The organism is Bacillus altitudinis, from assembly GCF_001191605.1.
Lineage (GTDB): Bacteria > Bacillota > Bacilli > Bacillales > Bacillaceae > Bacillus > Bacillus altitudinis.
Map to the genome: position 1 here is coordinate 2,257,672 of NZ_CP009108.1, position 25,192 is coordinate 2,282,863.

Annotated in this window: 21 protein-coding genes; 17 read left to right on the plus strand and 4 right to left on the minus strand. The window is 40.5% G+C overall.

Annotated features, from left to right (window positions below; translation table 11 throughout):
* Positions 1-15: 15 nt before the first annotated feature.
* The 11 genes from ID12_RS11370 (at position 16) to ID12_RS11420 (ending at position 12,957) form a co-directional block, all read left to right on the plus strand.
* A complete protein-coding gene (locus ID12_RS11370; protein WP_007498720.1) occupies positions 16-1,110 on the plus strand; it encodes a M24 family metallopeptidase in 1,095 nt (364 codons plus the stop codon).
* A 292-nt stretch (positions 1,111-1,402) separates the two neighbouring features.
* The gene (locus ID12_RS11375) at positions 1,403-2,392 is read left to right on the plus strand and encodes a LacI family DNA-binding transcriptional regulator (protein ID WP_050827218.1); all 990 of its coding nucleotides are present in this window, start codon (positions 1,403-1,405) and stop codon (positions 2,390-2,392) included.
* Between the two features lie 55 nt (positions 2,393-2,447).
* Positions 2,448-3,302, plus strand: a complete 855-nt coding sequence (gene glcT, locus ID12_RS11380) for a glucose PTS transporter transcription antiterminator GlcT (RefSeq protein ID WP_017359435.1) — start codon at positions 2,448-2,450, stop codon at positions 3,300-3,302.
* 202 nt (positions 3,303-3,504) lie between these two features.
* Positions 3,505-5,604: a glucose-specific PTS transporter subunit IIBC gene (gene ptsG, locus ID12_RS11385; RefSeq protein WP_017367134.1), complete on the plus strand. Its 2,100-nt coding sequence runs from the start codon at positions 3,505-3,507 to the stop codon at positions 5,602-5,604.
* A gap of 93 nt (positions 5,605-5,697) precedes the next feature.
* Positions 5,698-5,964 (plus strand): phosphocarrier protein HPr, encoded by a 267-nt coding sequence (locus ID12_RS11390; protein WP_003211078.1) that lies wholly within the window; start codon positions 5,698-5,700, stop codon positions 5,962-5,964.
* Positions 5,964-7,682, plus strand: a complete 1,719-nt coding sequence (ptsP, locus tag ID12_RS11395) for a phosphoenolpyruvate--protein phosphotransferase (RefSeq protein WP_050827219.1) — start codon at positions 5,964-5,966, stop codon at positions 7,680-7,682. Before ID12_RS11390 ends, ptsP begins: the two co-directional genes overlap by 1 nt.
* Positions 7,683-7,780: 98 nt before the next feature.
* A complete protein-coding gene (locus tag ID12_RS11400; RefSeq protein ID WP_034657834.1) occupies positions 7,781-8,023 on the plus strand; it encodes a transcriptional regulator SplA domain-containing protein in 243 nt (80 codons plus the stop codon).
* Positions 8,024-8,103: 80 nt separating this feature from the next.
* On the plus strand, positions 8,104-9,132 hold the full coding sequence (gene splB, locus ID12_RS11405) for a spore photoproduct lyase (RefSeq protein ID WP_007498710.1): 1,029 nt from the start codon (positions 8,104-8,106) through the stop codon (positions 9,130-9,132).
* Positions 9,133-9,247: 115 nt separating this feature from the next.
* Positions 9,248-11,209: a methyl-accepting chemotaxis protein gene (locus ID12_RS11410; protein WP_035392234.1), complete on the plus strand. Its 1,962-nt coding sequence runs from the start codon at positions 9,248-9,250 to the stop codon at positions 11,207-11,209.
* A 76-nt stretch (positions 11,210-11,285) separates the two neighbouring features.
* Entirely contained in the window at positions 11,286-12,071 is a 786-nt protein-coding gene (locus ID12_RS11415) for an SDR family oxidoreductase (protein ID WP_007498705.1), read from the plus strand.
* A gap of 13 nt (positions 12,072-12,084) precedes the next feature.
* On the plus strand, positions 12,085-12,957 hold the full coding sequence (locus ID12_RS11420; RefSeq protein ID WP_050827220.1) for an NAD(P)-dependent oxidoreductase: 873 nt from the start codon (positions 12,085-12,087) through the stop codon (positions 12,955-12,957).
* Positions 12,958-13,071: 114 nt separating this feature from the next.
* On the opposite strand, the gene ID12_RS11425 is transcribed toward ID12_RS11420, so the two are convergent.
* Positions 13,072-13,869: a CAP domain-containing protein gene (locus ID12_RS11425; RefSeq protein WP_017359431.1), complete on the minus strand. Its 798-nt coding sequence runs from the start codon at positions 13,867-13,869 to the stop codon at positions 13,072-13,074.
* Positions 13,870-14,205: 336 nt separating this feature from the next.
* Between ID12_RS11425 and ID12_RS11430 the strand changes: the two genes are divergently transcribed.
* Both ID12_RS11430 and ID12_RS11435 read left to right on the plus strand, forming a co-directional pair.
* The gene (locus tag ID12_RS11430; RefSeq protein WP_008348045.1) at positions 14,206-16,332 is read left to right on the plus strand and encodes a peptidoglycan D,D-transpeptidase FtsI family protein; all 2,127 of its coding nucleotides are present in this window, start codon (positions 14,206-14,208) and stop codon (positions 16,330-16,332) included.
* A 156-nt stretch (positions 16,333-16,488) separates the two neighbouring features.
* Positions 16,489-18,315 (plus strand): PAS domain-containing sensor histidine kinase, encoded by a 1,827-nt coding sequence (locus tag ID12_RS11435; RefSeq protein WP_024719664.1) that lies wholly within the window; start codon positions 16,489-16,491, stop codon positions 18,313-18,315.
* Positions 18,316-18,340: 25 nt separating this feature from the next.
* Here ID12_RS11435 and ID12_RS11440 read toward each other — a convergent pair whose 3' ends face one another.
* Positions 18,341-19,513, minus strand: a complete 1,173-nt coding sequence (locus ID12_RS11440) for an aminotransferase A (RefSeq protein WP_007498694.1) — start codon at positions 19,511-19,513, stop codon at positions 18,341-18,343.
* 294 nt (positions 19,514-19,807) lie between these two features.
* On the opposite strand from ID12_RS11440, the gene ID12_RS11445 reads away from it, so the two are divergent.
* Positions 19,808-20,692 (plus strand): cation diffusion facilitator family transporter, encoded by an 885-nt coding sequence (locus ID12_RS11445; protein WP_048001615.1) that lies wholly within the window; start codon positions 19,808-19,810, stop codon positions 20,690-20,692.
* Between the two features lie 64 nt (positions 20,693-20,756).
* Here ID12_RS11445 and ID12_RS19370 read toward each other — a convergent pair whose 3' ends face one another.
* Entirely contained in the window at positions 20,757-20,909 is a 153-nt protein-coding gene (locus tag ID12_RS19370; protein ID WP_008348040.1) for a hypothetical protein, read from the minus strand.
* 300 nt (positions 20,910-21,209) lie between these two features.
* Between ID12_RS19370 and ID12_RS11450 the strand changes: the two genes are divergently transcribed.
* The 3 genes from ID12_RS11450 (at position 21,210) to ID12_RS11460 (ending at position 24,166) form a co-directional block, all read left to right on the plus strand.
* Positions 21,210-21,749, plus strand: coding sequence for an RDD family protein (locus tag ID12_RS11450; protein ID WP_007498690.1), 540 nt, complete (start codon positions 21,210-21,212; stop codon positions 21,747-21,749).
* Positions 21,750-21,873: 124 nt separating this feature from the next.
* Positions 21,874-23,184 (plus strand): MFS transporter, encoded by a 1,311-nt coding sequence (locus ID12_RS11455; protein ID WP_017359426.1) that lies wholly within the window; start codon positions 21,874-21,876, stop codon positions 23,182-23,184.
* A 73-nt stretch (positions 23,185-23,257) separates the two neighbouring features.
* Positions 23,258-24,166: a chemotaxis protein gene (locus tag ID12_RS11460; protein WP_008348035.1), complete on the plus strand. Its 909-nt coding sequence runs from the start codon at positions 23,258-23,260 to the stop codon at positions 24,164-24,166.
* Positions 24,167-24,403: 237 nt separating this feature from the next.
* Here the strand turns inward: ID12_RS11460 and ID12_RS11465 are convergent, their stop codons facing one another.
* Positions 24,404-24,865 carry a YkyB family protein gene (locus ID12_RS11465; RefSeq protein WP_008356877.1) on the minus strand — a complete coding sequence of 154 codons (462 nt, stop codon included), beginning with the start codon at positions 24,863-24,865 and terminating at the stop codon, positions 24,404-24,406.
* Between the last annotated feature and the right edge of the window lie 327 nt (positions 24,866-25,192).

A 25,192-nucleotide genomic window follows, 5' to 3' on the forward strand; every position in this document is an offset into this window, starting at 1 on the left:
GTGAGGAGGATCACGATGAATCGAATGAAAAACTTGTCTTCTTGGCTTAAGAAAAAAGACATTCAAGGTGCATTTATACATACAAAGGAGAATGTATTCTATCTATCTGGATACTTTACAGAGCCGCATGAAAGAGTGATGGGGCTGTTTGTTTTTCAAGAAGCAGATCCATTTTTCATTTTGCCTAAGATGGAAGTTGAGCAAGCAAAAAATGCGGGATGGGCTGGAGATCTCATTGGATATGAAGACCATGAAAACCCCTTTGATTTCATACAAAAGGCACTAGAAAAACGAGGAGTAAAAGCGACTCGCCTAGCGATTGAAAAAGAATCCATTCCTTTGCAAAGAGCAGAGCAGCTTCAAGCTGTCACTGGGGCAGAAACATTCGTCCGGGCAGAAGATGTGCTCAATCAGCTAAGACTAATTAAAGACGAAGCTGAAATTGAAACATTGAAAAAAGCTGCTCAATTGGCAGACGAAGGCGTCAAAATTGGGGTTCATGCCCTAAAAGAAGGGGTGACGGAAACCGAAGTTCTTGCTGTCATCGAATATGAACTGAAGAAAAAAGGCATTCAGGGCATGTCCTTTTCAACCATGGTACTATTCGGAGAAAAATCAGGAGAACCTCATGGAAATCCGGGACAGGCAGCCTTGAAAAAAGGTGATTTTGTTTTATTTGACCTTGGCGTGATTGTGGATGGCTATTGTTCAGATATTACAAGAACCTTCATCTATCAAGAAGCGTCTGAACAACAAAAGGATATTTACAACACCGTCTTGAAAGCCGAATTGGCAGCACTTGATATGAGCCAGCCGGGTGTGAGAATTGGTGACCTTGATTTAAAAGCAAGAGGGCTGATCGCAGAAGCAGGGTATGGCGAATACTTCCCGCATCGTCTAGGGCATGGACTCGGGGTTTCTGTTCATGAGTTCCCTTCTATGAGTCAAGCAAATGATGACCTTCTAAAAGAAGGGATGGTCTATACGATCGAGCCGGGTATTTATGTACCAGGAGTCGGCGGGGTTAGAATTGAAGACGATGTTCTCATTACAAAAGATGGCCCAGTCACCTTAACCAATTATCCAAAAGAGTTGACGATCATCAAGTAATGAAAAAAATCACGATGAACGTCCAAGTATTGGGAGCGTCATCGTGATTTTTTTGTCACTCTTTGCGATCCTTATCAACAAAAAAATCATCAATTGATTGAAACGGCTTGATTTTATGTTCTTTTCCTAAAGGATGTAGTGCGAATCGAGCAGAAAACAAAATAGTCAAACATAATATGATCCATATGATAATACCCATCTTGAATTCCCCTTTCCACCCAGTGATTTGTTCAGCTCACATACATCTTAAAGTATGAAACGCTTACCATATCAAGAGAAAGTAGGAGAAAAAATGCCTAACATAAGGGATATTGCGAAAAGAGCGGGTGTATCTGTTACCACCGTTTCACGAGTGATGAATGATCATCCTTATGTCAAAGAAGAAAAGCGAGAGCGCGTACTTAGTGCGATGAAAGAGCTCAAATATACACGGAATATTCAGGCAGTGCATTTAGCAAAGGGATATTCCAATATGCTTGGAATTGTACTTCCGACAATTGATCACTCCTATTTCAGCGGAATTGTCACAGGGATTGCAGAGAAAGCACAGGAGTGCGGAATGCATTTTGCCTTGTTTCAAACAGGATATGACCCAGTAAAGGAAAAAGAAGCATTAATGAGCTTAAAAGAGCAACGTGTGGATGGTTTAATCTTTTGCTCAAATGCGTTAAGTGATCGAGACATTTTAAAGTGGCAGGAATCTGGCCCTATTATTTTTTGTCATCCTACTCCGCATGTCCCATGTTCATCGGTATCGATTGCGCATGATCAGGCTTTTAAGGCAGGGCTTGAACACTTAGCGGCATGCGGTCATGAGCGAATCGCAATCGTTCTTGCTAGAACAGAAGGGGAGAATAGCCAAGTTCGCATTCAGACTTATCAAGAAATGATGCGGTCGCTTGGGCAGGACATTGATGATGAATGGGTCATTGAAGGAAAACTGACCATTTTTGATGGCAAGCAATTATTTACAGAATGGAAAGAGATGAAAAATCGTCCGACAGCCTTACTGATTACAAACGATGATGTCTCAGCAGGTTTTTTACTAGAGGCACAGCGTCACCAAATAAACGTTGGAGAATCACCAGCCATACTTGGCTTTCAAAACGATCAATTGAGTGAAGCATTGGGGATTTCTAGTATAGACATTCCCCTCAAACAAATGGGGCAGGAAGCATTTGACTTGTTCAAGCAAGCATTACAAGGTGAGGCACCAGAAAAAAGAGTGCTGTCATATCGACTCGTTGAGCGCACAACGACTATTTTAAAAAACAATCGTTGACGCACGTTTCATCTGTTTTGTACGATAAGAAGGATTGAATAAGAAGGAGGTGGGGATGTTCATGGAATCCTTCACCGTTGATAAAGCGTTAAATAATAATGTCATCATCGCAAAACACCCTTCTTTAGGTGAAGTGGTCCTGATTGATAAAGGGATCGGCTTTGGGAAAAAATCGGGTGACGTTCTCGATCAAGCGGCATTTGAGAAAATGTTTGTGTTAAAGAATACAAAAGAGCAAACAGAATACAAACAATTGCTGCACCACATTAATGAGGACATGATTGAGCTTGCCAATGACGTCATTTATCATATACGAGAAAAAATGGGGCATCGTTTAAATGAGCATATTCATATTGCACTGACAGATCATATTGCCTTTAGCTTTAAGCGAGTTAAGCAAGGCTATGATATCACCAATCCTTTTATGCTTGAAACGAAATCCTTATACCCGAAAGAATACGAGGTCGCAAAGGAAGTCGTGGAACTGATAAATGCGCGGCCAGATGTTGAAACGAAGCTGCCCGAAGGAGAAATTGGGTTTATTGCGCTCCACATTCACTCTGCTTTAACGAACCGGCCTTTATCCGAGGTCAACCGTCATTCGCAGCTCATGACACAAATGGTCCAAGTCATAGAAGATGCATTTCATATGAAAGTAGATAGAGAAAGTATTCATTATTTACGCTTACTGCGCCATATTACGTTTTCGATTGAGCGTATTAAACGGGAAGAATCATTAGAGGAGCCAGAAAAGTTGCTTCATCTATTGAAAAATGAATATCCTTTATGCTACAATACTGCTTGGAAAATGATCAAAATTTTGCAACATGCATTGAAAAAGCCTGTACAAGATGCCGAAGCTGTCTACTTGACACTACACCTGTACAGATTGACGAATAAAATTTCATAGTTTCCTTGAAACGTGTAACTGATTCGATCAGGCATGAGTGACTTAAGGTAAATACAGGATAAGATCCTGTTATTTGCGCAACCTTATATCACCATGCCTTTTTTGTGTTCTGAAAGTGAAATGTAAACGGTTAATTATGAAATGTACGTCAATATGTGATTGAAATGTATGTTGTAAGCGAAAACAAAAGGAGGTTCAACCAGTGTTTAAATCACTTTTTGGTGTGTTGCAAAAAATTGGACGAGCACTTATGCTTCCAGTTGCGATCCTTCCTGCTGCTGGTATTTTACTAGCACTCGGAAATGCGATGCAAAATCCGCAGCTGATTGATGTCGCTCAATTTTTAAGCAATGATACAATTCAGCTTGTTGCTAGTGTTATGGAGAATGCGGGGAATATTGTCTTCTCGAATCTTCCACTCCTATTTGCTGTAGGGGTTGCCATCGGTCTTGCCAATGGAGACGGTGTGGCAGGGATTGCCGCGATCATCGGTTACCTTGTCATGAACGTAACGATGAGTGCCGTATTAATGGCCAACGGTTCTATTCCATCCGATTCAGTCAAATTGGCTAAGTTCTTTAAGGAAAGTCATCCAGCATATGTGAATATGCTCGGCATACCGACCTTGTCTACCGGCGTTTTTGGCGGAATTATTGTCGGGGTATTAGCGGCTTATATGTTTAATAAATTTTACAAAATTGAGCTCCCGCAATATCTTGGCTTCTTTGCTGGTAAGCGTTTTGTTCCAATCGTTACGTCGATTTCAGCACTTATTTTAGGGCTTTTGATGCTCGTCATTTGGCCGCCAATCCAAGGTGCATTGAACTCATTTTCAACAGGACTGCTTGCAGCGAATGAGCCGCTGGCTGCCTTTGTATTCGGTGTCATTGAACGGTCATTAATTCCGTTTGGTCTGCACCACATATTCTACGCACCATTCTGGTATGAATTTTTTAGCTATAAGAGCTTATCAGGAGATATTATCCGTGGTGACCAGCGTATTTTCATGGCGCAAATCAAAGATGGTGTTCAGCTGACAGCTGGGACATTCATGACAGGGAAATATCCGTTCATGATGTTTGGACTTCCAGCAGCAGCACTTGCGATTTACCATGAAGCCAAACCTAAGAATAAAAAGCTTGTAGCAGGAATTATGGGATCAGCGGCCCTTACTTCTTTCCTAACAGGGATCACTGAACCGCTTGAATTCTCATTCTTGTTTGTTGCACCGATATTATTTGCGATTCACTGTGTATTTGCTGGATTATCCTTTATGATAATGGATATTCTAAACGTGAAAATCGGGATGACCTTCTCAGGAGGGTTAATTGACTTCTTCCTATTTGGTATCCTGCCGAATAGAACCGCTTGGTGGCTTGTCATTCCAGTCGGTCTCGTACTGGCTGTCATTTACTACTTCGGATTCAGATTTGCGATTCGCAAGTTTAATCTGAAAACGCCAGGACGCGAAGATGAAGCAGCTGACGGTGCAAGCAGCGCTCAATCTGGAAAAGGCGATGACTTACCTTATGAAATTCTTGAAGCAATGGGTGACCAAGAAAACATTAAACACCTAGATGCTTGTATTACGCGTTTACGTGTCACTGTAAATGATCAGAAAAAAGTGGATAAAGACCGTTTGAAAAAGCTTGGCGCTTCAGGTGTCCTTGAAGTAGGGAATAACATCCAGGCCATCTTTGGTCCACGCTCTGATAATTTAAAAACACAAATGCAAGACATTATTGCAGGGCGCACACCTCGACCAGCGAAAGACCCTTCTGCAAAAGAAGAAGTTAGCCAGCAGGTTGAAGAAGTCATTGCAAAACCGCTTCAAAACGAACAAGGGGAAGAAATGTTTGCTTCACCAATTACAGGGGAGCTGCATCCAATTACAGATGTGCCAGATCAAGTATTCTCAGGGAAAATGATGGGTGACGGTTTTGCTATCTTGCCAAAAGAGGGAACAGTGGTTTCACCAGTAAGAGGAAAAATCTTAAATGTGTTCCCAACAAAACACGCCATCGGCCTCCAGTCTGATGGTGGACTTGAAATCTTGATTCACTTCGGGATTGATACAGTCAGCCTCAAAGGAGAAGGATTTGAAGCATTTGTACAAGAGGGAGATCAAGTAGAAATCGGTCAGAAACTTTTAGAGGTTGATATTGATAAAATTAAGTCAGAAGTACCATCTTTAATGACACCAATTGTATTTACAAACTTAAGTGAAGGACAATTTATTGACCTTCAAGAATCCGGTGAAATCAAAGCTGGCCAAGAAAACATCATGAAAATTTCAAAATAATTTTCATAACTGCCGTTCTTGTTAGATGACAAGCTCGGCAGTATGATATAATATTGTGGATGTATGAAATGTATAAAAAGGAGATTGATAAAAATGGCTCAACAAACATTCAAAGTAACTGCAGATTCTGGAATTCACGCACGTCCTGCAACAGTTCTTGTACAAACTGCTAGTAAATATGATGCTGATATCAACTTAGAATATAATGGTAAAACAGTGAACCTGAAATCTATTATGGGTGTAATGTCTCTAGGAATTGCGAAAGGTGCTACAATCACAATCTCTGCTTCTGGTTCTGATGAAAATGATGCACTTGCTGCGCTAAAAGACACAATGAAAAGTGAAGGCCTAGGCGAGTAATGCAACAACTGAAAGGAATCGGTGCTTCAGCAGGCGTTGCGATTGCAAAAGCATATCGTCTAGAAGAACCAGATTTAACAGTTCACCAAAAAGACATCAATGATCCAGAGACAGAAGTGAAACGCTTTGAAGAAGCAATTCATGTTTCAAAGCAAGAACTTGAAGCAATTAAAGAGCATGCGCTAAAAGAACTTGGCCAAGATAAAGCGGATATTTTTTCTGCACACCTTCTTGTGTTAAGTGATCCAGAGCTGCTCAACCCAGTGAAGGATAAAATCACATCGGATAAAGTAAATGCTGAATTTGCTTTAAAAGAAACAGCAACAATGTTTGTTACAATGTTTGAAGCAATGGACAATGAATACATGAAGGAGCGTGCAGCGGATATTCGCGACGTTACAAAACGTGTCACTGGTCATTTGCTAGGCGTTGACATTCCAAACCCAAGTATGATTTCTGAAGAAGTCATTATCATTGCTGAAGATTTAACACCTTCTGATACAGCTCAGCTGAACAGACAATTCGTCAAAGGTTTTGCGACAGATATCGGTGGTCGTACTTCTCACTCAGCGATTATGGCAAGATCAATGGAAATTCCAGCAGTTGTTGGGACAAAAGAAGCAACAAAAACGGTGAAAAACAATGATCTGATCATTGTTGATGGTATTAGCGGAGACGTCATCATTCAGCCTTCTGAAAATGAAGTGAAAGCGTATCAAAAAAAGCATGAAGACTACTTAGCTCAAAAAGCGGAATGGGCGAAACTTGTTGACCAGCCAACGGTCACAAAAGACGGCGTTCACGTAGAGTTAGCTGCGAATATTGGAACACCTGAAGATGTGAAAGGTGTACTTGAAAATGGCGGCGAAGCAGTTGGATTGTACCGTACAGAATTTTTATACATGGGCAGAGATCAGCTCCCAACAGAAGAAGAGCAGTTCGATGCGTATAAAACCGTTTTAGAGAAGATGGAAGGCAAAGCTGTGGTTGTCCGCACACTAGATATTGGTGGCGATAAAGAACTTCCTTACTTGCAGCTTCCAAAAGAAATGAACCCGTTCCTTGGCTATAGAGCGATCCGCCTTTGCCTTGAAGAGCAGGAGATTTTCAGAACACAGTTACGCGCGTTACTTCGTGCAAGTACATACGGAAACTTGAAAATCATGTTCCCTATGATCGCGACGTTATCAGAATTTAGAGAAGCAAAAGCTATTTTACTTGAAGAAAAAGAAGCATTGGTTGCTGCTGGTACAGAAGTATCTGATTCCATTGAAATCGGAATGATGGTAGAAATTCCATCAACAGCTGTTATCGCAGATCAATTTGCAAAAGAAGTAGATTTCTTCAGTATTGGAACAAATGATTTGATTCAATACACAATGGCTGCTGATCGAATGAACGAACGAGTGTCTTATCTTTACCAGCCATACAATCCAGCTATTTTACGCCTCATAACGCTTGTGATTGAAGCAGCGCATAAAGAAGGTAAATGGGTTGGCATGTGCGGTGAGATGGCAGGAGATGAAATCGCAATCCCGCTCCTACTTGGATTAGGATTAGATGAATTTTCAATGAGCGCAACATCGATTCTTCCAGCAAGAACGCAGTTAAGCAAGATTTCTAAGGAAGAAGCTGCATCATTTAAAGAGCATATTTTATCACTGAGCACAACTGAAGAAGTGGTTGATTTCGTGAAAAAAACGTTTCAACATAACTAGGTGATGTAAACCAGACAGGTCAAACTGTCTGGTTTTTTTGTCGAATTTTATCATAATCAGTCATATCGATTGCAGAGAAGGGCATCCTAACATAAAAAATGGAGGTGACCAGTTTGTCTTTCTCTGACTATAAGCCAGGTGATCAAGTATATGTGATTTATCGAAATCCACATGCAGCCAATGTCGCACAAATTAAAGAAGCGGAAATCGTTTCACACCCTTATAATGAACAAGAGCTTGCACTATTTCTACTTGAAACATATCACCCATTAGCCCCTGATGATGCCGTATTTCCAACATACGAAGAAGCAGAAGCCCTTTATCAAGATCTGTTTGAATAAGGGAGATTTTAGAAAGGATAGAAGCCATCCTGAGAGGTTAAAGTAACGGTATGAACCTATAAGGTAAGGATGTGCTAAATATGATCAAACCGTTCGTTCCCCAGCTTGTGTATATTGAACCTCGGGCGCTAGAGTACCCATTAGGACAAGAGCTGAAAGAAAAGTTTGAAGGTATGGGAATTGAAATTAGAGAAACAACGTCACACAACCAAGTGAGAAATATTCCGGGGAAAAATGACTTGCAAAAGTACCGTAATGCAAAATCGACGCTCGTTATCGGCGTGAGAAAAACCTTGAAATTTGATACATCTAAACCATCTGCAGAGTATGCCATTCCGTTTGCGACAGGATGCATGGGGCATTGCCATTATTGCTACCTACAAACGACGATGGGGAGTAAGCCGTACATTCGCACATATGTCAATGTAGAAGAGATATTAGATCAGGCTGAACAGTACATGAACGAGCGTGCACCTGATATCACGCGATTTGAAGCTTCATGTACATCCGATATCGTAGGAATTGACCATTTGACTCACACACTCAAACGAGCGATTGAATACTTTGGTCAAACCGATCTTGGCAAACTGCGCTTTGTTACGAAATTTCATCATGTAGACCATTTGTTAGATGCAAAACACAATGGGCGGACAAGATTCCGCTTTAGTATCAATGCCGATTATGTCATTAAATATTTCGAACCTGGAACATCACCACTCGATCAGCGGATTGAAGCGGCTGTAAAGGTAGCAAAAGCAGGCTATCCACTTGGCTTTATTATTGCCCCTATTTACATTCATGAAGGGTGGCAAGAGGGCTATAAAGTCCTATTTGAAAAACTCGATGCAGCTCTCCCTGAAGAAGTGAGACAAGATATCACCTTTGAAATGATTCAGCACCGTTTTACAAAACCGGCGAAGCGTGTCATCCAAAAAAACTATCCGAAAACAAAACTAGAACTAGATGAAGAAAAGAGAAGATATAAGTGGGGTAGATATGGAATTGGAAAATATATCTATCAAAAAGATGAAGAACAAGAACTTAGACAGACATTAGAATCATATATCGAACAGTACTTTCCGTCTGCAAAAATTGAATATTTTACTTAAAACAAGTCATTATGGCTTGTTTTTTCTATTTAAATTTTCTTACAACTATTGAATGCGGTACCAATTTTGCCGATATACACATTAAGATGCGAAAGTAGGATGTAGGGGTGATGAGATGTTTAAGAAACTTCAAGTGAGAATAGCTGTTTTCATCTCAGTTATTTTAATTTTAACCGTTGTCGCAGTTCAAGTGGGTTCCAATTTAGTATTAAGACCATTGATTGAACGAGATGCGAAAACAACGACAGCAGCAACGGCAGAAAGCATGAGAGACATCATAGCACTAAAGCTTGAGAATTACGGTGATACGATTAACAAATTGGCAACAAGTACACTTACTGAAGATTTTGCACAGAAACAAACAAAGCAGACATTGGCATTTGAAAACGATGAATTAAAAGGATTGCAGGAGCAGGATGAACTCATCTCGCTTGCCTATATAGGAACAAGTGATGGTAAAATGTTCGCTTTCCCGGAGTCCGATTTTGGTGAAGGGTATGATCCGTCTAAACGAGACTGGTATATTCAAGCAGCTGAAAAGCCTGACGAAGTCCTATGGACAGATCCGTACATTGATAAAGCAACAAATGAAATGGTCGTTTCAGCCACGAAGGCGATCGTACGAAACGGGAAAGTAGTCGGTGTCGCTGGACTTGACTTGAAACTGGCTTCCATTCAGTCTTATATAAAAGAACAAAAGATTCCTTATATGGGAACGGCTTTCTTAGTTGACGGCACAGGGACCATTTTGGCACACCCAACAGAGCAAGGAAAAAATATCTCAAAAGTCGCTTCTGTGAAAAAAGCGATCGACAACTCGGGTATTGATGATGACAAACAACTGACCGTCATCTCAAAAATTAAAGAGGCAAACTGGACGATCGGTGTGAGCTTCGAGAAAAAGAAACTTCTTTGGATCACTGAACAAATGAATCAGACAAGTATCATTATTTCTGTCATTGCCATTATACTTGCCATGATTCTAAGCTACTTATTGGCTAGAAGCATTACAACACCAATTAAACGCCTCATCGAGCATGTTCGTAAAGTGTCTGAAGGCGATTTAACCAGCTCGCTTGAGTCGAAGTCTCAGGATGAGATAGGTTTCCTCACGAAAAGCTTTAATCAAATGACTGAAGGCATCAGGGATTTAATTGAAAAAGTGAAAGAGTCTTCAGATCAGGTTGTGAAATCAACGGATGAAGTGACACAAATTTCAAACGAGACCTTGCTATCTAGTGAACAGATTGCAACGGCTATTCAAGAGGTCGCTGTAGGAGCGACGAAACAAGCATCAGAAGCGGAAACCATTAATGAAAAATCAGAGCATTTGTATGAAAAAGTTCGTCATATGGGTGAGCTTGCCACGCAAATGCAAACCAACTCAAAATCATCGGAAGATGCAAGCTATAGAGGACTTGATGCTCTTGGTCTGCTCGTCCAAAAATCAACACAAGCGAATGAAGAATCGAAGAAGGTAGAGCAAATGCTGCTTGACCTTGAGCATAAAACGAAAAATATTGAAAACGTCGTAACAGCGATCTCTGAAATCTCAGATCAAACGAATTTACTCGCACTGAATGCAAGTATTGAAGCAGCGAGAGCAGGAGAAAGCGGAAGAGGATTTGCTGTTGTTGCAGAAGAAGTCAGAAAGCTGGCTGAACAATCTGCGGAATCAACGAAACATATTAGTGAAACCGTAAAACTCATTCAAGATGAATCGAAAAAGGCAGCTGAAGCGATGACAGCAGCAAGCAAAATGAATGAAGAACAAGGTGATGCCATCAATTCAACAGGAGAGGCACTCAGCAGTATCACAATGGAAATGCAGGCACTTGTCGGCTCCATTGACAGCATTCATACACAAATCAATGAAATGACTGAAGAACAGCAGAAAATGAATGATTCCATTCAAAGTATTGCGGCCATTTCACAAGAATCCGCCGCTTCAGCTGAGGAAGTACATGCTTCCACAGACGAACAAGTACAAGCTTTAGAAAGAACGAAAACATCAACAGAAATGTTGAACGAATCAAGTCAGGCACTGCGTCAGGCAGTCAATCGGTTTAAACTATAATCTTGCAGAAAAGAACCTTGCCATGTGAGCAAGGTTCTTTTTGTATGATAAAATATGAACAGAGGAGGGTGCCAACATGCATGTTAATCTATCTGGCAAAAAAGCATTGGTCGCAGCAAGCAGTCAAGGTATCGGTAAAGCCATTGCCTTTCATCTTGCAAAAGAGGGAGCAGATGTGATGCTCTCGGGAAGACATGAGCAAACGCTGCAAGAAGCGGTCAAAGAATTATCCCCGCTTGTAAAAGGGAAGCTGACGTATCAAGTATGTGATGTATCTGACGCCGAGCAAATTAAAGCGCTTGTCGTCGCAGCAGCAGGTGATGAAAAACGTCTTGATATACTCGTGAACAATACAGGCGGTCCTCAAACAGGAACACTTGAAACCTTAACAGATGAAGATTGGATGGAATCATTTCAGCTTCATTTACTCAGCTATATTCGGTTATTAAAAGAAGCCTTGCCGTATTTAAAAAAACAAGGTGCACGCGTGTTAAATATTGCATCTATGTCGGTCAAAGAACCGATCCCAGGCTTGATGCTGTCGAATACATTTAGACCGGCCATTACCGGCTGGACAAAAACAGCTGCTCAGGAGCTTGCCAAAGATGGCATTTTGATCAATACCTTAGCCCCTGGGAAAATTGAAACAGAGCGCGTGAAACAGTTAGACAAACACCGTGCACAAGAGGAGCAACAATCGGTTGAAGAGATCAAAGCACAAGCTGAACGTATGATTCCGCTGGGCCGTTACGGGCAGCCAGAGGAATTTGCAGCATATGCGGCTTTTCTTTTATCTGAAGCCAATACATATATGACAGGTCAAACCCTCATCATTGATGGTGGATTGACAAAGTCTCTATAAGGAGGAATTCTTGATGGCACAAATCAAAACAGTTGGTTTTATTGGAATCGGTGTAATGGGGCGTAGTATGGCAGGGCATTTAATGAATGCTGGCTACGAAGTTCTCGTTTATACAAGAACAAAAGCAAAGGCAGACACATTGATTCAAAAAGGTGCTCTTTGGAAATCGACCGTAAAGGAGATCGCAAAGGAGGCAGATGCCGTCATCACAATGGTCGGGTATCCATCAGATGTAGAAGAAGTCTATTTAGGAGAAGATGGACTCGTGGCACATGCTGCGCCTGGTACATACCTCATTGATATGACCACATCGAAACCTCAGCTGGCAAAAGAAATTGAATCGAAAGCGAAGGGAAAAGGACTATTTGCATTAGATGCGCCGGTCTCTGGCGGAGACGTTGGAGCCCAAAACGGCACGCTGGCCATTATGATTGGTGGAGAAAAAGCAGCCTATGAAGCGTGCCTGCCGCTATTTCAGCAAATGGGAGAAAATATTCAATATCAAGGACCTGCAGGAAGTGGTCAGCATACAAAAATGTGTAACCAAATTGCTATCGCAGCAGGGATGGTAGGTGTGGCTGAGGCAATGGCCTATGCTGAAAAATCAGGACTTGATCCAGAGCAGGTACTTAAAAGCATCACAACAGGAGCAGCCGGCAGCTGGTCTTTGTCAAACCTTGCGCCAAGAATGCTGAAAGGTGATTTCGAGCCAGGATTTTATGTGAAGCATTTTATTAAGGATATGGGCATTGCACTTGAAGAGGCAGAGCTGATGGGAGAAGAGATGCCAGGCCTTTCACTAGCGAAGTCATTATATGAAAAGCTCAGCGAACAGGGCGAAGAAAACAGCGGAACACAAAGCATCTATAAATTATGGGTGAAATAAAAAAACTGCCCCGCCTAGGTGGAACAGTTTGTAGCGTGTAAACAAGCCCTCACATGGCTGAAAAAAGAAAACAAACTAAAAACCTGTCCCGAAAAGAGACAGGTTTTTTTGATCTTATTTTCCGATGAATTGCTGCGTCCAGTAGTTACCAGATTTTACATAACCTACACCGATATGTGTATAGTTTTTGTTTAAAATGTTCGCTCTGTGACCTTCACTGTTCATCCAAGCTGTTACTACTTCTTGAGGTGATCTTTGACCTTGCGCAATGTTTTCACCTGCTGTTTTGTACGTGATACCAAATTGCTTCATTTGATCAAATGGAGATCCGTAAGTTGGGCTTGTATGAGAGAAATAGTTTTTATCTTTCATATCTTGTGATTTAGCGCGAGCAGATTTGCTTAATTTAGAATCAACAGAAAGAGCTTTTAAGCCTTGTTTTGCACGCTCTTTATTTGTCAGCTCAACCACTTCTTGTTCAAATGCATTTAAGCTGCTGTCTGCTTTTGTTGCAGTTGTGTCTTTTTGATCAGATTTTGAGCTGTTGTTCGTTGTGTTTTCTTTTGCTGGTGTGCTTGGTTTAGAAGTAGCTGGTTTTTTCACTGATTCTTGTTTTTGCTCATTTTTTGCTTTGTTTACTTCTTTCACCACTTTTGTACCAGTAACAGGTTGACCACTTTTGATCAGCTTGTTTAATAGAGCTTCGATCTCTTTTTGATTTGAAGTGCTTAGCTTGTTTACATCTGAAGAGATATGTAATTTTGCAGCTAATGTATGAAGATCAATGGCTTGATGCTGTACGTTTATGACTTGTTTCAGGTTAAGCTCTTTCGCATCAGCTGAATGCCCTCCAGTGAACGTGATCAATGCAGCAGCTGTCAGCGCTGAAAAAATGAATGATTTCTTTTTCATTTTGTAACTCCTCCTAAAATCTTTGTTTTGTTTTCTCACAGAAAATCATAACATGGACTTTTTGTTATAAACGTACCAGCATCCTCCATTGACAACGCCCATTTGTCATTTTTGTTAAAGTCATAGAAAGAGTCTCCTTATATCAATGAATGGAGAATCTTTCTATTTAAAGAAAACGACATAAACATACCAATATTTTAAAGTGTTAGTATATTTTTTTGCAGAATAGGGATTGACAGCTTTTTTTCACTTGTTTCGCTGTAACAACTATTACAAAAGTGTTACAATAATGAGTGGTAATTGTAAAAGATTGAAAGGATGAGAGGAGCTACATAAGTGGGAGAGAAACAGCATCAAGGTGCTGCCGAGCAGAAAAAAATGAAGCGCCGGAACGCCTGGAGAATTAATCTCTTTTTCTTCGCTGTATTTAGTTTATTTGCTGGACTTGTCATCAAGCTCGGCGTGCTGCAAATCGTCAATGGTGAGGATTATAAAAAGCAAGCCAACCGAACTGAAGTCAAAACAGCATCATACCCGTCTCCAAGAGGAAAAATGTATGACGCGAGAGGAAGAGTCGTTGTTGATAACGAAAGTGTTCCTGCCATCGTTTATACATCAGAAAGCGGTGTGAAAGCGGAGGATAAGATTAAAGTAGCAAGAAAACTTGCGACTTATATAAAAATGGATACAGATTTTTTGAGAGAGCGTGACATTCGAGATTTTTGGCTGGCAAGCCACCCGGAAGAAGCGGATAAGCTCATTTCAAAAGCAGAGCAAAAGAATCTTAAATCAAAAGATGTCTATCCACTTCAAGTAGAGCGTGTGCCTAAGAAAGAAGTCAAGGCGATCGAAAAAGATGCAGAGGAAAAAGCAGTTGCAGCGATCTATCGCAGGTTTACAGGCGGATATGCCTTTGAACCTCAAATCGTGAAAGCGATGGACCCGAACGAAGAGAAAAAAGGGGACGAAAAAGTTGCGCTGCTTGATGAAACAAAAGAATCAAAACAGACATCATCCGTAAGTTTGACATACGAAGAGATCTCACTTGTATCAGAGCATCTTGATGAACTGCCTGGTGTAAATGTCATCAATGACTGGACAAGGAAATATCCATATGAAAAAACCCTCTATAATGTCCTTGGCGGTGTCACCACCCCAGAGCAAGGCATTATAAAAGAGCGTGAAGATTACTATATGGCAAGAGGTTACTCGCGAAATGACCGAGTAGGAAAAAGTTATTTAGAATATCAATATGAGGATTTTCTCAATCCAGAAAAAGCAACTGTTCAATATACACAGGTCGGCGGAAAACTGCTTGATGAAATCAAGCGGACAGAAGGACGAAGAGGACTTGACCTTGCACTCACATTTGATATGGAGCTGCAAAAGGAAGTCGACAAAATCGTTGAATCAGAGCTAAGATCCGCTAGTGCAAGAAACTATATGATGGACCGTGCCTTTGTTGTGATGATGGACCCTAACACAGGTGATGTTCTCGCGATGTCAGGGAAGAAAATGGACGGCAGGGACGTCACAGATTATGCGATCGGAACATTTACGACACAGTATGAAATGGGCTCTGTTGTCAAAGGAGCTACTGTCCTCTCTGGTTATCAAGATGGTATGTCACACAATCAATCCTATTTGGATACACCGCTGTATTTTGCGGGAAGTGGAGGAAAGCCTAAACAGTCTTACAAAGTTCTTGGATGGGTTAACGACCTTCAGGCACTCCAAAAAAGTTCCAACGTTTACATGTTCCAAGTGGCGATGAGAATGGCAGGGATCACCTATCAAAAAGATGGCCCGTTACGGGCAAGACCTGAACACTTACAAAAAATGAGAAACTACTATGCGCAATTCGGTCTTGGCGTGAAAACAGGCATCGACTTGCCGCAGGAATCAAGCGGAATGCAGACGCATCCTCAGACAGTCGGCGGACTCTTGCTTGATGAAGCGATTGGTCAGTATGACACGTATACACCACTTCAAGTCGCACAATACATGTCGACCATCGCAAATGGAGGTAACCGTATTCAGCCAAGAGTGGTGAAAAGTGTTCACTTTCCAACGAATAAGGAAGAAGTAGGTCCTGTTGTGAAGAAATATGAGCCGAAGGTGCTAAACACCATTAACAACTCGAAAGCAGATATCGACCGCGTCAAAATGGGACTAAAAATGGTCACATCAACAGGCGGGACTGCCGCTGGCCGGTTCGGTCAGCATGATGTCGCAGGGAAAACGGGTACAGCCCAAACCTTCTACTATGGTGCCAACCGGAGCTGGTGGGGGAATGCCACGTACAACTTAACCTTTGGAGGATATTATCCTTCTTCCAATCCGAAAGTGGCATTTAGTGTCGTCACACCGTATGTATCAGATAAAGATCCTGTCATTAAAACCATTCCAAGTAAAATTGTTGATAAGTACGTTGAATTACAAAAGAAATATGAAAAGCAATAAACAGCAGGGAGCACAGCAAGAGAAAGTGCTCCCTTTTTGCTGAAAATATGGACGTTTCACACGAGATTGGGAGGAAAATACGGTTTTTCTAGCGAATCCTTTTTATACATCAAACTAAGGACAGCCCTAAAAAAATTAAAGGAGGGTCGGACGACGATGGAACAAAAAATGAAAGATTCGAATCAGCTGTACTCGAATATTGATTTACATGCCGTTCTTTCTTCTAATGGCCGCTTTCTCTACATTTCTTCCAATTGTAAGCAGCTTTTGCTCTATGAACAAAAGGATTTACTAGGGTGTTTTTTGAAAGACTTTGTTCATACCGAAGATCAATTTCTCGTCGAAAGTTATTTCTATAATCAGCACATGCTAGAGATTTGCCACTTTAGACTGCTTAGAAGTGATCTTACAGCTGTATGGGTAGAAGCAAGCATTGATTTTGTTGCTTGTGATGGGTTAGACAACGATTTAAGTAGAGAAATGATCCTGAAAATGAGGGTAATGAATACAGAGCCTCAAAAAGCAGCATTTCAACCAACAGAAGTGTCAGAACAGTCGTTAGGCAGTCTACCGGCTTTCCAAGATGTCAGTGAAGCTGAAAATCTGATTGCCATGCTGCCAAATCCGTTATGTATTACGGCGCTTGGGAAAATTGTGTATGCCAACGATGCGATGCTGCAATTAATGGGTGTATGTACAAAAGATGAAATGATCGGCAAGTCTGCGTTTGATTTTATTGCCGAGGAGTACCATGACATTGTGAGAAGCCGAATCAAAAGACTGCAGCAAGGCCTTCCAGTCGGAATGATTGAACAAATATGGAAAAGGAAAGACGGGAGCATGATTCATATTGAAGTGAAGTCATCTCCGGCAATTTATCAAAATCAACGGGCAGAACTTTTACTATTAGTGGACATCTCTTCCCGTAAAAAATTTCAAACCGTTCTTCAAAAAAGTAGAGAGCGGTATCAGCTGCTTATCCAAAATTCTATTGATACCATTGCCGTCATCCACGATCATAAATGGGTATTTATGAATGAATCAGGTATTAAATTATTTGAAGCCGAACATTACGATAAATTAATCGGAAAAGATATCTTTCATCAAATCCATTCATGTGATCAACAAAAAGTCAAAAAGAGCTTATCACGTATAATCGAAAGAGCATCAGATTCTGAGATTGTGACGATGAGCTGCCATACGTTTAAACACCGGTTGATTTATACAGAAATGGTTTGTATCCCTACCACATTTTTTGGTGAAACAGCCGTTCAAATTATTTTAAGAGATATATCTGAACGAAAACAGACAGAAGAACTCATGCTGCGCTCTGAAAAATTATCAATCGCAGGTCAATTGGCAGCAGGTATTGCACACGAAATAAGGAATCCACTGACGGCGATTAAGGGCTTTTTACAGCTCATTAAACCAAAAACAAAAGACCGTGATCAATATTTTGAAATTGTCTTCTCTGAGCTGAGCCGGATTGAAATCATCTTAAGTGAGCTACTAATGCTTGCGAAGCCGCAGCAAACAGCATCCATGCAGACGCTTGATTTGAAAAAAATCATTAGCGAAGTCACCGCTCTGTTAGAGACACAGGCCAACTTAAATGGAATTTTGATGAACACAAGTGATATCGAGGAGGATCTTCTGATGAATGGGGATCAAAACCAGCTGAAGCAGGTGTTTATCAATTTAATCAAAAATGCCGTCGAATCCATGCCGGACGGAGGGAAGGTAGACATTACCGCCAAAGCCGAAAAAGAAGGGATACTTGTCACGATTAGAGATGAAGGAATTGGTATTCCTGAATCGGTCATGAAGCGGATCGGTGAACCTTTTTTAACAACAAAAGAAAAGGGAACAGGACTTGGGCTCATGGTGACATTTAATATTTTAGAAAATCACAACGGAACCATCCGGGTAGATAGCCACCCAGAGAAAGGGACTGTGTTTCACATCATGTTTCCCGCAAAATAAAAACAACGGCAAGAGAGCCGTTGTTTCATCCGTCTATTGATTGTATGGAACGCTTTTCAAGAACAAATTGTTCGAGACGGTCAAGTCCTTCTTTTAACGTTTCAAGTGAATATGCATAGGAAAGGCGCACATATCCTTCTCCGAGTGAAGAGAAAGCAGAACCAGGTACGACCGCAAGTCTTGTACTTTCTAACAACTCCATGCAAAAATCAAATGAACTCATCCCAAACGATTCAATGGAAGGGAAAATATAAAAAGCGCCGGAAGGCTTAATGACCGGAAGCCCCATAGAAATGAGTCGATCATATACATAGTCGAGTCTTTTCTTATATTGCTCTCTCATGATCAGTGCATCATCCACACCATTTGTCACTGCTTCAAGTGCCGCCTTTTGTGAGATAGCCGAGGCACAAGACACGTTATATTGATGTACTTTTAATACATGTTTAGCAATAGGAGCGGAAGCAAATAAAAAGCCGATTCTCCATCCGGTCATGCTATGAGATTTTGACAATCCATTGATGACAATCGTCTGTTCCTTTAAGAAAGAAGCAATGGAATGATGTGGACGATCAAATGTCAGCTCACTATAAATTTCATCAGATAGAATAAAAATATCCTTTCCTTCAAGAAGCTGTGCAATTTCTTTCAATTCTTCTTCTAATAGCGTGACCCCAGTTGGATTTGAAGGGTATGGAAGGACAACACACTTTGTCTTTTCCGTTAATGCATCTTCAATCAGCTTGGCGTTTAATTTAAAACCGGCATTTGTTGTGTCGATATGCACAGGCACCGCACCGCACATCCGAATGATCGGTTCATAGCCAGGGTACACAGGGCCGGGCAGGATGACCTCATCGCCTTCAGTCAAAATGGTTCGAAACGCAGCATCAATTGCTTGACTCGCACCTGTTGTCACAATGATTTCTGTCTCTGCATCATAATCAAGATGGACTTTCTTTTTGATGTACTGCTGGATCGCTTGTCTTAGCTCTAAAAATCCAGCATTATGAGTATACGAGGTGAAATTCTCGTCAATGGCTGTTTTGGCAGCTGTTTTGACATGATGCGGCGTATAAAAATCGGGCTGACCTATGGTCAATGAAACGACATCCTCATATGAAGATACGAGATTTGAAAATGTTCGAATGCCTGAAATTTCAATATCCTTTACTCTTGGATTCAGCAAATGCTCCATTTCTCATCACCTTAAAAATTTATGTTTTTATCCTATTTTACCATTCACTGCATAAATGTCACCTGCGGAAAGGCTTCGGATATCGTTATATGTAGTCTATTCTCCTATCCATCACAGCATGAGTGATATATGAAGAAAGAGCAACATTTATTATAGCGTAACCTGCTCGGAAAATACAGCTCTGCTTAAGATGATTAGAATAAGGCAAAACGGTATAAACTGAAAGAACGAGAGAATCGAGTCATGGGAATTGCTTTCACAGGCATACGATCTCCTGAAGGAGGACGATAATAGATGGATCAATCAGCAAAGACATCGAAAATAGCCTTTTTATCCGTCATGAGTAATACGTTTGTTGTGGTCCTTAAAATCATTGTAGGGGTGTTAACTGGATCTGTTGCGGTTTTATCAGAAGCCATTCACTCTTTTCTCGATTTAATGGCCTCTTTTATTGCATTTATCTCTGTTCGTATTTCAAGAAAGCCGGCAGATTCAAAACATCCTTATGGACATGGGAAAGTTGAGAATATTTCTGGAACGATTGAAACTTTGTTGATTTTTGTTGCTGGGATTTGGATCATTTATGAATGTGTTCATAAATTAATGCATCCAGAGCCTGTTAAACTGCCGGTACTTGGTATTGTGGTCATGCTGATCGGGGCACTTATCAATTTTGCTGTGTCGAGAGTTGTGAACAAAGAGGCAGAGCGAGTACATTCTGTTGCTATGAAATCGAATGCACTGCATCTTTTAACAGATGTGTTTACGTCACTAGGGGTTGCCATTAGTTTATTGCTTGTTGCATTAACGGACTGGTATTTCCTCGATCCGATTATTGGAATGGTGCTAGCGCTCTATATTATGCGTGAAGCGTTTAAACTCATGAAGGAAGCCTTCCCGCCGCTTGTCGACGCCCGGTTAACCCCGGAAGAAGAACAAGCGATAGAGGCCATCATTCAAACATTCAGCCAAGAATTCATTGAATATCATGACTTTCGAACAAGACGATCCGGTGCTGAAGAATATATTGACTTCCATTTGATTGTTCATGGAAAAACAACCATTGAAGATGTTCACCAATTATGTGATAGAATTGAAGAGAACATCCAGCAGGCGTTTCCGCATGCACAAATCTTTATTCATGTAGAACCTGAAAGTGAAAGAAGCACACAAACGTAAAAAGGCGATACCACCTCTTTGAAGGTTGTATCGCCTTTTTTTACGCTTCATCTATGAAATGAAATTAATATCCATAAGCAGTATCGTAATCTTCATACCAAGAGATATAAGCAGTATCTTCATTAGATAAACCATGTTTCATATCTAAAAAATCAGCTTCGCAAATATCTTCAATCACAGTCATTTCGTTGTTCTTTAATAGTACGACAGTTCCCATAATGAACACCTTTCTTTAAAAAATCCTTGACTATTGTACCATGTGAAACGTGATTGTCAACAGAAGAATCGAAATGAGAGGAAAATATCACAAAATGTTAAAAAATCAGGCGTTGAAAGAACTAGATGTGCCATAATTTTCGTGAATTTTCAGTATTTATTCACATAAATCATCATTGAAAAATGATCTAAAATTCATGTAAAAATGTAAAGCTCCATTGATCTTGCGATATTCATAAGATATAATAACGAATGATTATAAGAAATTTATAGAAAACATACATAATAAAGGAGAAATAGGATGGAAACAAACATGTCAGAAGCACCTATTCAAGAAGAAAAACATCCTGAACTAGCTGGAGTAGGTTATCGTTTTCTTGCTCATCTTTTAGACGGTGTCATTATTAGTGTACCATTTTCAATCATTGTATTTATTCTCGCAACACTCTTTTTTGTCTCAAGCCCTGAGGCGGCATTTTTAATGTATGATGATAGCTATTACTATTCTTCAACGGTGATCACGGATGAAGAATGGGCAGTCATTGTGGGCCTTCTCTTTTTCTATGGCGTAACGACCTTAATCGGTATCGCGGTGACTTGGCTTTATTATGCGATCATGGAATCATCAAAGTTGCAAGGAACTCTTGGCAAGATGGCTCTTGGCATCAAAGTGACAAAAGTAACGGGTGGAAAAATAACATTCGGGCGCGCGACAGGCCGCTTTTTTGCAAAAGGCTTTTTGTCTCCAATCTTATTCATTGGCTACATCATTGCGTTTTTCACAGAAAAAAAACAAGCACTTCACGACTTGATTGCAAGTACCATTGTCGTAAAGAAATAATGAAAAGAAGCACCTCTGCTAAATAGTACGGGGTGCTTTTTGTATAGATTGCTTGTATGGAAGAGGGAAACGTCACATAAAGTAGAATGATAGTGAAAATAAAGCAGAGAAGGGAGTCAATCTATTGAAAAGAGGGAAAATGACCGTTCAGAAAAAAGGGGCAAGCTTCGGGCTCTTTTTCACAGCACCTGTTTTGGCCTGGGCATTGTATGATTTTGCAAATACGATATTTTCATCGAATATGATCACCATTTTCTTCCCATTTTACTTGCAGGAGACGATAGGCGACAGTGCGAGGATGGATCAAATCGCCAGTACATTTATTTCTTATGCGAACGCACTTGCAAGCTTTTTCCTCGTCATTTTTACGCCTTTATATGGTGTGCTGATTGATCGTACAGGGAAAAAGAAGCGGTATATCACGGTGTTTACCCTGATTTGTATTGCCTGTACCTTTATGATGGGGATCTTTGCTGGGATTGATTTCTCAAGCGAATGGTTTGGTCTTCCTGTCTCCTTATTGGTGGTGGTTACCTTGTTCGTCATCGCCAAATTTTTCTATCACTCTAGTCTTGTTTTTTATGACACCATTTTGCCCGATCTTGGGACAAAGGATGAAATCCCCCTCATTTCTGGATTCGGTATTGCTGTCGGCTATTTAGGTACACTTGTCGGCCTTTCTGTTTATTTACTTGTAGGAAATGACCAGTTTCATGAAGCATTTATTCCGACAGCCCTTTTATTCTTTCTCTTTTTTCTGCCCTTTCTCTTTATTATAAAAGATCCTCAACCTCTCCCGCAGCAAGAGAAAAAGTCGTCTTTTTTCAGCGGGTATAAAGAGATTATTCGTACGTTTAAAGAGATGAAGCAGTACAAACCGGCCTTTATTTTTATGATCGCTTTCTTTTTTATGAATGATGCGTTGCAGACAGCGATTGCGATGATGGCTGTTTATGCAAAAATTATCATTGGTTTTACGGCAGGTCAATTTATTTTGCTTTATCTTGTGTCCACGATTTCAAGTATCATTGGCTCGTTTCTATTCGGATATGTCACAAAGGCCATCGGGGCAAAGCGCTCGATTACAGTCGTGTATGTCATTTTAATTGTGGCGCTCATTCTAGCTGTGACAGCGACAACTGAATGGGTCTTCTGGGTAGCAGGCAGTTTATTTGGAATTTCACTTGGCGCGAGCTGGGGATCATCACGAATCCTCATTATTGAGCTGACGCCTAAAGAAAAACGAGGACAATTTTTTGGGCTCTTTGCGTTTTCGGGAAAGGTGTCTTCAATCGTCGGTCCCATCATTTATGGCTCCGTCACACTGCTATTTGCAGCACATGGGAATCTCGCAAGCCGTCTTGCATTAGGGTCTTTGCTCATCCTTGCAGCCATAGGACTTGTGATTCATCAATTCGTGCGAGAGAAAGCGTAAAGAAACGTCAACTTTTTACCCATGCTGCCGATATAAAAAGTACAATCTTATATTGAAGAATAGAGGGATTTCCGTGGCTTTAAACAAACAAGAAATTTTACTTGACTCTGGTACTAATGAATTGGAAATTGTGAAGTTTGAAATTGGTTCAAATCAATTCGGCATTAACGTCATGAAAGTAAGAGAAATTATTCAGCCAGTTGAGGTGACAGTTGTACCGCACTCTCACCAAGATGTAGAAGGAATGATTAGTTTACGAGGCGAGATTTTACCAGTCATCAATCTATTTTCCTTTTTTAATGTCGAGTCAGATCAGTCAGAACAAGAGAAATACATTGTGACTGAATTCAACCAACGGAAATTTGTGTTCCATACAGGAACGGTATCACAAATTCACCGCGTCAGCTGGGAAGAGATTGAAAAACCAACTGCACTCAATCAAGGAATGGATCGTCATTTAACAGGGATCATCAAGCTTGACGAGAAAATGATTTTCCTTCCAGATTACGAAAAAATCATCTATGATATTGAATCCGCATCTGGTGTAGACACATATCATATGTTTGACGGTGAGAAAGACGAGAGAAGAACAGGGAAGAAGCTGTATGTTGTTGAAGATTCTCCGCTTCTTATGCGCTTATTAACAAATGAATTAACCGAGGCAGGCTATAAAAACATTGTGACCTTTGAAGATGGGAAACAAGCATATGACCATGTCATGGATCTTGTCAGTAAAGGCATTAGTGTGACAGAAGAAATTGATATGATTATTACGGATATAGAAATGCCAAAAATGGATGGACATCGATTAACAAAGCTGCTGAAGGACAATCCTTTAACACAGTCCATTCCAATTCTCATTTTCTCTTCATTAATTACGGACGATCTGCGTCATAAAGGGGAAACCATCGGTGCAGATGATCAAATTAGTAAACCAGAAATTCATCAGTTGATTGAAAAAGTAGATCATTTTATTATCTAAAGAAAAAACCACTCGCTTTGAGTGGTTTTTCAGCGTGTAGACAAACCCTCGCATTCTTTGTCAGTCCTGCGTGCTGGTGCTCACGAATGTCAAATTCGCTCCGCGCCAGTACTCGTCCTTCCTAGAGCTGCAAAGGTTTTCTATCACGCTGAAAAGAAGACAAAGAGCTAAAATAAACAACATTTTAGCCCTTTGTCCATAATCTGAAAAACCACTCGCTTTGAGTGGTTTTTCTGTTTAAAAATAACTTTCCCCGAGCCGTTTGAAGACGGGTTTTGTATAATGTGATTTTTGTTTTGTGGCGGCAGGTTTTTCTTTTAAACCGACATACGTTTGAAGTATTTGTTTCGCTCGATTTAATGACATATTCGCTTTTGGATTGCGATATGATTGATTTAAATTTCCTAAGTGTGGCAAAAATTCGAAGTCTTCTTTAGTTGGTGGCAGATGAAAATAATAATCTCCAATTTCAATCAGCACGTCGGACTGTTGTTGACTATATTTGGGATTGTTAGAGAAATGTAGGCCCACTTTTCTTCCTTTACCTTCTTGCAATAGTTTTTGCAGCGCACGTTTTTTCAAAAGATAAAGAAACTTGGGATTTGGTGCGGTTTTAGCATGGCGGTTAACAGTATAAATGGCTTTTGCGATGTTTTCTGCTGTAGGTTCTATGTCTTTAGTATGAGCATAATCGTCCATTTTTTCTCTCCTTTGTCTTTCGTCTTCCTGTGCTTAGTATAAATTATACGATTTTATTAGTAAATTGCAAATAGAGTTATTGTAAAAAGCAATAAGATTACATGGTTATTATTTAAAATAGCCAAAAATCATGATGTTGAAACCTTGCTGAAATTTGAAGAGGTCGACACATCTTTCTATCACTTTTATGATGAATGTCTCGCTGTTTTAGATGAAAAGCATACCATTATGTTAAATATTCAAGTGGTAGGAATTGGCTGAGCATTGGTAAAAGATGCAGTAGGGTGCATAAGTTAAAAGATCGTTTGTTTTCGATCATTAGAGGAT